Annotated in this window: 10 protein-coding genes and 1 pseudogene; 8 read left to right on the top strand and 3 right to left on the bottom strand. The window is 66.2% G+C overall.

The annotated features are described in order from the left end of the window. The 5 genes from AC1DY5_RS30125 to AC1DY5_RS30105 all read left to right on the top strand — a co-directional run. The coding region (locus AC1DY5_RS30125; protein ID WP_478117419.1) for an SDR family oxidoreductase at window positions 1-531 on the top strand (531 nt) is incomplete at its 5' end. Between the two features lie 22 nt (window positions 532-553). Then, window positions 554-2056 carry a bifunctional enoyl-CoA hydratase/phosphate acetyltransferase gene (locus tag AC1DY5_RS30120; RefSeq protein ID WP_478117420.1) on the top strand — a complete coding sequence of 501 codons (1503 nt, stop codon included), beginning with the start codon at window positions 554-556 and terminating at the stop codon, window positions 2054-2056. Continuing rightward, window positions 2053-3378: an acetate/propionate family kinase gene (locus AC1DY5_RS30115; RefSeq protein ID WP_478117417.1), complete on the top strand. Its 1326-nt coding sequence runs from the start codon at window positions 2053-2055 to the stop codon at window positions 3376-3378. Before AC1DY5_RS30120 ends, AC1DY5_RS30115 begins: the two co-directional genes overlap by 4 nt. Beyond that, window positions 3375-3701 carry a hypothetical protein gene (locus AC1DY5_RS30110; RefSeq protein ID WP_478117415.1) on the top strand — a complete coding sequence of 109 codons (327 nt, stop codon included), beginning with the start codon at window positions 3375-3377 and terminating at the stop codon, window positions 3699-3701. Before AC1DY5_RS30115 ends, AC1DY5_RS30110 begins: the two co-directional genes overlap by 4 nt. A gap of 10 nt (window positions 3702-3711) precedes the next feature. After that, on the top strand, window positions 3712-4173 hold the full coding sequence (locus tag AC1DY5_RS30105; RefSeq protein WP_478117413.1) for a hypothetical protein: 462 nt from the start codon (window positions 3712-3714) through the stop codon (window positions 4171-4173). A 15-nt stretch (window positions 4174-4188) separates the two neighbouring features. Here AC1DY5_RS30105 and AC1DY5_RS30100 read toward each other — a convergent pair whose 3' ends face one another. Together AC1DY5_RS30100 and AC1DY5_RS30095 are read right to left on the bottom strand one after the other, a co-directional pair. Next, a complete protein-coding gene (locus tag AC1DY5_RS30100; RefSeq protein WP_478117411.1) occupies window positions 4189-4455 on the bottom strand; it encodes a hypothetical protein in 267 nt (88 codons plus the stop codon). 28 nt (window positions 4456-4483) lie between these two features. Beyond that, a complete protein-coding gene (locus AC1DY5_RS30095) occupies window positions 4484-4876 on the bottom strand; it encodes a PRC-barrel domain-containing protein (RefSeq protein ID WP_478117409.1) in 393 nt (130 codons plus the stop codon). A gap of 242 nt (window positions 4877-5118) precedes the next feature. Between AC1DY5_RS30095 and AC1DY5_RS30090 the strand changes: the two genes are divergently transcribed. After that, window positions 5119-6561 (top strand): patatin-like phospholipase family protein, encoded by a 1443-nt coding sequence (locus tag AC1DY5_RS30090; RefSeq protein ID WP_478117407.1) that lies wholly within the window; start codon window positions 5119-5121, stop codon window positions 6559-6561. A 93-nt stretch (window positions 6562-6654) separates the two neighbouring features. On the opposite strand, the gene AC1DY5_RS30085 is transcribed toward AC1DY5_RS30090, so the two are convergent. Then, window positions 6655-7815 (bottom strand): molybdopterin-dependent oxidoreductase, encoded by a 1161-nt coding sequence (locus tag AC1DY5_RS30085; protein WP_478117405.1) that lies wholly within the window; start codon window positions 7813-7815, stop codon window positions 6655-6657. A gap of 747 nt (window positions 7816-8562) precedes the next feature. Between AC1DY5_RS30085 and AC1DY5_RS30080 the strand changes: the two genes are divergently transcribed. Beyond that, complete coding sequence (locus tag AC1DY5_RS30080) at window positions 8563-8910, top strand: CsbD family protein (protein ID WP_478117404.1); 348 nt, start codon at window positions 8563-8565, stop codon at window positions 8908-8910. A gap of 262 nt (window positions 8911-9172) precedes the next feature. Then, window positions 9173-9331 (top strand): annotated as a pseudogene (locus AC1DY5_RS30075) (sodium:solute symporter family transporter); the annotation flags it as partial.

The following is a 9331-nucleotide window of genomic DNA, read 5'->3' as shown; positions in this document are numbered from 1 at the left end:
CGGCAGCGCTGGGGGCGCCTCGACTTCGTGCTGCACTCGATCGCCTTCGCCCCCTCCGCCGACTTGCACGGGCGGGTGGCCGACAGCTCCCCCGAGGGCTTCGCCCGCGCGATGGACATCTCGTGCCACTCGTTCGTGCGGATGGCGCGCCTGGCCGAACCGCTGATGCACGAGGGAGGTGCGCTGCTGACCATGAGCTACCTGGGCGCGGCGGAAGTCGTGCCGCACTACGGCGTGATGGGGCCGGTGAAGGCCGCGCTCGAAGCTTCGGTCCGCTACCTCGCCACCGAGATGGGCCCGCGTGGCATCCGCGTCAACGCGGTGTCGCCGGGGCCGATCCGCACGCGCGCGGCCTCCGGCATCCCCGGCTTCGACGATCTGATCGAAGACGCACGCTGCCGGGCGCCCCTGCCGCGCGAGGTCGAGATCGACGACGTGGGCTCGCTGTGCGCGTTCCTCGTGAGCGGTGCGGCCCAGGCGATCACCGGCGACGTCCACTACGTGGACGGCGGCTTCCACATCCTTGCATGACCAACGACCCCAAGGCGAAAGAATCGTGTCCTCTACTTCCCCTTCCCATGAACTGGCGGTGCTGCGCAACCGCACCTTTGGCGAGATCGCCGTGGGCGACCGAGCCACCATTCAGCGCACGCTGAGTGCCGCCGACATCCAGTTGTTCGCGGCGATCTCGGGCGACATCAACCCGCAGCACACCGACGCCGAGTTCGCCGCCTCCACGCCATACCAGGGCGTCATCGCCCACGGTATGTGGGGTGCATCGCTGATTTCGGCGGTGATTGGCACCTGCCTGCCCGGACCGGGAACGGTCTACCGCGCCCAGACGCTGGAGTTCCGGGCCCCGGTGCGGGTGGGCGACACCCTGGCCATCACGGTGACGATCACGGCGCGCGACGAGACGAACCGCAGCGTGGTCCTCGACTGCGCTTGCGTCAACCAGCACGGCCAGCAGGTGATCACCGGCGTCGCGACCGTGAGCGCGCCGACGGAACGCTTCGAGCGCCCGCGCGGCAGCCTGCCGCAGGTGCACATTGCACCATCGCACGAAGATGACCTGACACGGCTGATCGAGCGCGTGCGGCCGTTGGGTCGGCTGCGCATGGCGGTGGTGTACCCCTGCGATGCGGTGAGCCTTTCCGCCGCGCTCGATGCCCATGCCGCCGGCCTCATCGACCCGGTGCTGGTCGCGCCGCGCGAGCGCCTGCAGGCCATCGCTCGACAGGCCGGCCTCGAGATCGGGGACCTGCCCGTCGAGGACGTCGCGGACAGCCATGTCGCGGCCGCGCGCGCCGTCGAGATGGCGCTCCAGGGCCAGGTGGACGCCCTCATGAAAGGCAGCCTGCACACCGACGAACTGATGTCCGCCGTGGTCGCCAGCAAGCTGCGCACCGGTCGCCGCATGAGCCATTGCTTCGTGATGCAGACGCCCGCCTACCCGCGCCCGTTCATCATCACGGACGCCGCGATCAACATCGCGCCGACGCTGCAGGACAAGCTCGACATCGTGCGCAACGCGGTGGACCTCGCGCATGCCTTTGGGGTCGCGCGGCCGCACGTCGCCGTCCTCGCCGCCGTCGAGACGGTCAACCCCAACATGCCCGCCACGCTGGACGCCGCGGCCCTCTGCAAGATGGCCGATCGCGGCCAGATCGAGGGTGCGTTGGTCGACGGGCCGCTGGCCTTCGACAACGCAGTGTCCGCTGCCGCCGCGCGCACCAAGGGCATCGTGTCCGAGGTCGCGGGAGCGGCCGACATCCTGGTCGTCCCGGACCTGGAGAGCGGCAACATGCTCGCCAAGCAGCTGGAGCATCTCGGCGGCGCGGCCAGCGCCGGCATCGTGCTCGGTGCGCGCATCCCGATCGTGCTCACGAGCCGCGCCGACCCGCGCGAGTCCCGCATTGCATCCTGCGCCGTGGCCCTTGTCGCTGCGCGCGGTATTGCGCAAGGTGCGGGTGCCGTGCGGCATCCTTCCCTGGCGGCGGCGACCCGGGCAGTGGCGCCTGCCGCTCCCGCGGCTAACCTGGAGTTGCAGCCGTGAGCGCTGCCATGCTGCAGCCCGCTGCGCGGGAAGGCGCCGTCGGCCGTCCTGTCCAGGAAGCTCTCGAACCCGTGTCCGGCTTCGCGTGGGCGCGCGGTACCATCCTGGTCCTGAACTGCGGCTCTTCGAGCATCAAGTTCGCCCTCTTCGACACCGGCGCCACGCCGCTGCCGCGACGCCCGCTCTGGGCCGGCCGGGTCGAAGGCATCGCCGGCACGCAGACGCAACTGATCGACGCGGACGGCGCGTCCGTGACCCTGGCACTTGACCCCGAGCGTCCCTACCACGCCGCCCTGCAGCACGTCCGTGCCTGCATCGAACGGCGCACGGGCGGCCGCCCACCGGCCGCCGTGGTTCACCGGGTCGTGCACGGCGGCAGCAAGTACACGGCCCCCGTGCACGTGGACCGCGTGGTGCTGGAGGAACTGCGCAGCTTCATCCCCCTCGCGCCGCTGCACCAGCCCTACGCCCTGGAGGCGATCGAAGTGCTGCTGGGCGAGGCGCCACATCTGCCGCAGGTGGCCTGCTTCGACACGGCCTTCCACCGGACGCTGCCGCAAGTGGAGCAGATGCTGCCGCTGCCCCATGTCCTGTGGGAACGCGGGGTGCGCCGCTACGGTTTCCACGGCCTGTCCTACGAATACCTGGCCATCGCCCTGGCCGAGCGATACGGCCCCGCGGCCCGCGGGCGCACGATCGTGGCGCATCTCGGCAGCGGCGCCAGTCTCTGCGCGATGGAGGCGCTGAGCAGCGTCGCCACCACCATGGGCTTTTCCGCGCTGGATGGATTGATGATGGGCACGCGCTGCGGCGCGATGGCCCCCGGCGTGCTGCTGCACCTGCTTCAGGTCGACAAGATGGGTGTGCAGGAGCTCGAACAACTGCTGTACCGCGAGTCCGGGCTGCTCGGTGTCTCGGGGCTGTCGCCGAGCCCCCAGGTCCTGCTGGCGGCCGAGGACACGAATCCCCGGGCGCGCATGGCGCTGGACCTGTACGTTCGGCGCATCGTGCGCGAGATCGGCGCCCTGACGGCGGTGCTCGGCGGGCTCGACCTGCTCGCGTTCACCGCTGGCGTCGGCGAGCACAGTGCGGTGCTGCGCGAGCGCATCTGCCGCGGGCTCCAATGGCTGGGAGTGGAGTTGGAGGAAGACGCCAACCGCGCCCACGCCGCCACGATCTCCAGCGCGCGCGGCCGGGTGCGCGTGGCGGTGGAGCCCACCAACGAGGAATGGGTCGCGGCTTTCCACGCCCTCGGCGTGCTGCGCGAAGAGGTGTCTCCCATCGGCGGACGCACCCCCCTTTTCACGGAGGCAAGACCATGAACATGAGGCTGGATGACTATCGCGTCGTTGCGAATCTCGAGGACATCGATCGCGAAATCGCGCGTATGGCGCTGCTGTGCCGGATCAAGCTGCTCCAGCCGGGCGTGATCGAGCGGGTCCTGCACCGCGACTCGTCGGTATGCGGGACCGACAATCCGATCGCGTTCGGCAAGCTGCACGACATGCTGGTTCTGCACTTCGCAGTGCGCGAGAAGTCGGCCGAGGTCCGGGGGCAGATCCCGACCGCCGCGATCGAGTCGTACGTAGTCGAGCGCCTGCGCAAGCATTTCCCCGACCTCGCCGCGGACTGGCGGCGTGCATGAGCTTGGGGTTGTGGGCGACACCATGATGGACATCAGCAACGTCGGTGCCCTCGCCGGGGTGCTGGGGTCGCTGGCCGGCAGCACGGCCACGATCGCGATCGCGTGGATCACCCAGAAGACGCACGGCAGGCGCGAACTGATCGGGATGGAGATCCGCAAGCACGAGGCCCTCTACGGCGAATTCATCGCCGAATGCGGCAAGCTCCTCATGGATGCACTGACGCACACGCTCGACCAGCCGGAGACGCTGGTCCCGGCGTACACGCTGCTCAATCGCATCCGGCTCGTCGCCTCCGCCGAGGTGCTCGCCGAGGCAGAGCGCCTGTTGCGGCGCATCGCGGACCAGTACTTCGCCAGCAACCTGACGGCGGCGGAGTTGGGCCGCATCGCGCATTCAGAGGACGCCGACCCCCTGAAGGTTTTCGGCGAGGCGTGCCGCAGGGAGCTCAAGGCAATCCGCGCCGGACTCTAGGTGGGGCCGGGGACGCTACACGTGATCCCGATCCCGCTCGACGTGCGTTTGCACGCTCGGGAAGGCCACCTCGCGGCCGATCATCGCCCGCGCGTACAGGTAGTTGTTGCGCGTCCGCTCGCTCATGCCATCCATGTCTACGTGCCCGTGCAGGTCGCAGGCGAAGGCGAACGCCTGACCACTTTGGAACAAGGACCGGAACAGCAGAACGAAGGACGCCGGCTCGGCTTGCGACGGGGCTGCGGCCGCCCCGCCGAAGGAAGAAGAGATTTCCTGGTGCATGGTGAAGCCTTGAGTGGCGGCGCCGTGGTCAGCGCGCGTACTCGAAGGCCGGCATGGCCTTGATCGCCTCGCGCGTGGCGCCACGCAGCACCGGGCGGTCCCCTGAAACGTTGAACAGTCCCACCGGGATCGCGACGTCGTGYCTGCGCACGCCCAGGAAACCGCCGGCGCCCACGATGGCGTAGGAGACCGACGCGTTCGGCGCGACGATGACGTCGGTGATGCGGCCCACGGTTTCGCCGTTCTCGTTGAGGACCTCTTGCCCGAGGATCTGCTTCTTGGCGCTCAATCCGTTGGCGATTTCGCGCACCTCCGTGATGCCGATACCGATCAGCGTGGAGCCCGCAACCTGCGCCTGGGCGCTTGCTGCCCCCGTCATGAGGAAGAGTGCAGCTAGCGCGCCTGTGAATGTGTTTCTCATGTCTTTTCTCCTGGATCAAGTGGACAGTGGAAGGGTTACGGCGCCGGGTCCGCACGGGTGGCGCCGATGCCGGAGCGTAGGCGGTGCGTTCTGCGAAGTCGTGGACGAATCGTCTGAGTTCGGTCGGGATTCGGTACGCGTGTCTGACAAGAAAGGCACCGAAACGCGACCGTAGCGAGACGACTTCACGCGGCCGAGACCCTATCTTCTGACCTGCGGCACAAGCCGCACAAGGATGCTCGATGAATCTGTTTGTCCGCAATGAGGCGCGCCGGCTCGCGCGCAGCGCATCGGCCTGCGCCCTGGCCCTGCTGCTCGCCGCGTGTTCCACGGTGCGTCCCTGGATCAATGAGCCGATCGCGCCGGATGCGACCATCCAGCCGATGGTCAGGCCGATAGTCGCCGATGACGCGCAGGTCACAGGACACCCGGTGATCGCGGCGCTCACTCTTTCCGGTGGCGGCGCGCGCGCGGCCGCGTTCGGGTTGGGCGTGCTGCAGGAGCTCAAGGCCACGCGCTTTGAGACGCAACACGGCGAGACCACGTTGCTGGACGAAGTGGGGCTGGTCAGCGCCGTCTCCGGCGGCAGCATCCTCGCGGCCTACTACGCGGCCTTCGGTGATGAGGTGTTCACCCGCTTCGAACACGACTTCCTGCTGGTGAATTTCCAGTCAGGGCTGATCCGCCAGGCCCTGTCTCCGGCCTCGACGTACCGGCTCACTTCGCCTTGGTGGGGCCGCACCCAGGTGCTTGCCAATCGGCTCGAGACCGTGTTCCGCGGCACGACCTTCGGCGACCTGCGCAAGCGCCGTCCCTGGCCGCGCCTGCTGGTCACGGCCACTGATCTCACCACGGGAGTGCCCTTCGAGTTCACGCCGGAGCAGTTCGCATTGATTTGCTCCCACCTGGACTCCGTGCCCCTGTCGTTCGCCGTGGCGGCGTCTTCCGCGGTGCCCATCCTGCTGAGCCCGGCGACAGTGCGGAACTATGCCGGTACCTGCACGCAGGCCCAGGGGCTCGAGACGGGCATGTCGCCCGAACGGAACCTCTCGGCCCGCGTCCTGCACCGGATAGCGCAGAGCTACCGGAATGCGAAGGAGCGTCCGTACATCCATCTCGTCGACGGGGGAGTGGCGGACAACCTCGGAGTGCGCGGTCTGATGGATCACACCATCGCCAGCGGCTCACTCTTGTCCACATTCCGGACCCTGCCGCCGGGGTCGGTGCACAGGATCGTGCTCGTGACCGTGAACTCCGAGCGCGGCCTCGCCACGGGCATCGACGATTCCGACCGCGTGCCCAATTCGGGCCAGGTGGTGCAGACGCTGGTCTTCGGGGCCGGCTCCCGGTTCAGCGAGGAGACCACGGAGATGGTGAAGGACGCAATGCAGCGCCTCGAAGGCGAACTGCGCGAAGCAAGACGTCGCGCGGGCAGCCCGTTTGCCACGGACGCGGAACTTTATCTGGTCAACGTGAGCCTGCACGACCTAGAGGACTCGGGCATGCGGCAACTGCTGATGGACGTGCCCACGGCATTCGAAATCCTCCCTGCGCAAGCCCACGCCCTGGAGGCGGCGGGCCGGCAGGTGCTGCGCAGGAATCCGGAATTCCAGCGCCTGCGGCGCAGCTTGGGCGCGCAGTCGATGGCCACGGGCCCCGCGGCGCCGGGCGCGGAGACGCCATGAGGTAGGTCGCGCCATGCTCTCGTTGAACAGTCTGCTCAGCTTCCCAGGTCACGGATCGGGTGGCGCGAAAGTCGAACGGATTTCGATCGAAGATCAAGTGATGCGAACCCGCCGCGTGACCTGGCCGTTGCTTTCCCAGTAGGTTCGCTTGTTGGCAATGCGAGGATCCTCCATCGCCGGTTGAACATTCCCCTGGGTATCAAAAACACGAGAAGTGATCGAATGTTCTCCCGGCGTTGCATTCGGCCACTCCAGTGACCAAAGCTTCCACGCAAACTCCGCTTGCTCGCTTCGGTCGAGCCGTGCTGGGACCCAGGACCCCGCGTCGATCTTCACCTCCACGCGCGCCACGGAGGGTCCCCACGCCGCGCCGACCACGCGGTACTTGCCATCCTTGCCGGTGACCTTGGCCGGAACAGACTTGAGAAGAGCCCGGCCCACAGACGACTCCGTCCAAACGGTGTCCTGGTTTCGCTTCTCTTCACGAATCGTGACATAGTCCCGCGCCATGAAGCGACCCATGAAGCGGGTGTCCCATATCTCGATGCGCTTCAACCATTTGACGTTCGCGATGCCATACCAGCCCGGAGCGATAAGCCGCACGGGATAGCCATGGGGCTGTGGAAGCGCTGCGCCGTTCATCTCATAGCAAAGCAGATTGTTCGGATTCATCGCATCGACCAACGACATGCTGCGAGCGAAGTGCTGAGGCATCTTGATCTGACGGACTTCCTCTTCACCCGCATCGCTCCCGACGAAGACGATTTCTGTCCCTCGATGCAAAACCCCGACTTCCCTGAGCAGGGGTGCGAGTGGCGTTCCCGCCCATTTGGCCGTGCCGATCCCGCTGGTGAACCACGGGAACCCGTGATTTCCGGAACATTCGAGTGTGAAGACGATCTCTTTTCGTGGTCGCGCCTTGAGCGCGGCAAGGCTCAAGGTCTTGGGCTGCTTGACGAGCCCGGCAACCTCGAGAGCCCAAGCCTTTTCGTCGATGACGGGCTTGTTGTAGTGCGCCACGCGAAAGAACTTGTCATTGGGCGTCAACCAGGAACCCATCTCCTCCCACTGAGGCAGATTCTCGACAACCCCGCCGCTCGGATTCGCCGGCGGCTGATCCACCCAGGGAATGACCTCCTCGCCCGGCCGGGCCGGAAAGGCACGAGCAAGCAGGGAGGAATGCAGGAGCGCAAAGCCGGCGAGCGCTGCACCGCCTTGCCGCATCACATCCCGTCGTGCCAAGTCCGAGTCCATCGCCGTGTCTCCTTCACAGGGAAACGGACCCAGCTTCGAATCTGATCTGCATCTCGGCATCCTTCGGGATGCGGACGATCCATATCAAGTTCTGTCTTGGACCCGTGTCGTCATTAGAACCAGCCCTGCGTCTCATAATCGACGGCGCTTCAACGAAATGCAAGGGCCGTGAGGGTCTGATGAACAGATCGTCCTGACAGGGGTCTGCGAGCAACACGCATCTGCACTTCCGCGCAACCGTCATGGCCTGTCCAGCCTGCGACTATGAACCGTTTGCATGAGAGATCGCCCAACAGGTCGCGGCTTTGCTGGATGAATGAGGAGCGCACTCAGAGAACGTCATCGCCCAAACGAGCAGACATSGTCGTGGAAGACCTGCTGCGAGGCTGCAAGGCAAACGGGGAGTTGCAAACTGTTTCACGTCAAGGCCGAGTTCTCTCAACCATGGTGCCGTCGCGGTCGGCATCGATCTTGAGCAGCAACTGCGCAATTCGCCGGCGGTGCAATATGAGCTGTCCGACGAGTGCGCCGCGTCGATGGTGGTACGCATCCGACTCAGGCCCTGCTGCACTCCCGTCGCGAGGTCAGTCGAACCTTTCACACCGGCATCGACGACTATCTGACGTCCGATCCCTGGGCTGACTGATCTATCCATTCAGCTTCGAGCAAAAATGGCTCGACTTCCCGGCGTTTCCACCGCGCCCGCCTTCTGCGCCGCGCCTCGCTGCGAGCCATGCAGCTGCCGATATGCCTGGCAAACCCAATCCCGTTACGGACGCGGTCGCCAATGGCGTGAGTCTCGTGCTCAAGCAGCAAGGTCGCAGCAGCAAGCCCGAGGATCTGGTGCCGGGCGTCACCGGCAAGGACATCACCGTCGACGGGGGCAAGCTGACCGATGACGACTTCGATGTCGTCGCCGGCCAGCGGGACCAACTGGCCGGGAAGATCCAGGAGCGTTACGAAATAGCGAAAGAGGAAGCCGAAATGCAGGTGGCTGAGTGGCAAAGCAAAGCATCTGATTCGTGGTCACAGAGAGCTAGGCACGACCAGGGCCAAAAAAAAGGGGTCCGCAGGCCTTGGCCGACGCCAAGCTAGGCAAGGAAATCGGTGAAGCCAGGAAGGACGCCGCCCCGATGAAAAGCGTGACGCTGACTACAAAGGGACGGTGGAAAAGTGTGACGCTATGGCTGGCGATGCTAAGGGCAGTTGCATAGCTGCTGAGAAGCAGCAGTACGGCAAGAACTAAACGCTGGCGCCGAGCGGGTAACGAGGGCATCGTCGGAGCAGAGCTGCTCCTGGGAGGCGGATCCATGCCCAGCCGTGCGGTGGTGCGGACGGTCAGTGAAGTGCTTCGGCTGAGAAACAGAACATCGCGTTCATGGTGAGCCTGGCCTTCGCGATTACCACCTCTGTCAACTTCCCCGTCTTGCTGATGTCGGTGCTTTGGAAGGACTGCACCAGCGCGGCGCAGTCATCGCCGGCTGTCTCGGGCTCGTCTCCCCGGTGGCTCTTACCG

The organism is Variovorax sp. P4_D9 (assembly GCF_056401695.1).
The sequence above is the reverse complement of the archived record's forward strand: the minus strand, read 5'-3'. Positions and strand labels throughout refer to the sequence as shown.

What these genes read in the sequence shown, in the direction of transcription:
- AC1DY5_RS30110 (WP_478117415.1), top strand. Translation starts at nt 3,375, where the DNA reads ATGAACATGAGGCTGGATGACTATCGCGTCGTTGCGAATCTCGAGGAC.
- AC1DY5_RS30100 (WP_478117411.1), bottom strand. Translation starts at nt 4,455, where the DNA reads ATGCACCAGGAAATCTCTTCTTCCTTCGGCGGGGCGGCCGCAGCCCCG.
- AC1DY5_RS30090 (WP_478117407.1), top strand. Translation starts at nt 5,119, where the DNA reads ATGAATCTGTTTGTCCGCAATGAGGCGCGCCGGCTCGCGCGCAGCGCA.
- AC1DY5_RS30085 (WP_478117405.1), bottom strand. Translation starts at nt 7,815, where the DNA reads ATGGACTCGGACTTGGCACGACGGGATGTGATGCGGCAAGGCGGTGCA.
- AC1DY5_RS30080 (WP_478117404.1), top strand. Translation starts at nt 8,563, where the DNA reads ATGCCTGGCAAACCCAATCCCGTTACGGACGCGGTCGCCAATGGCGTG.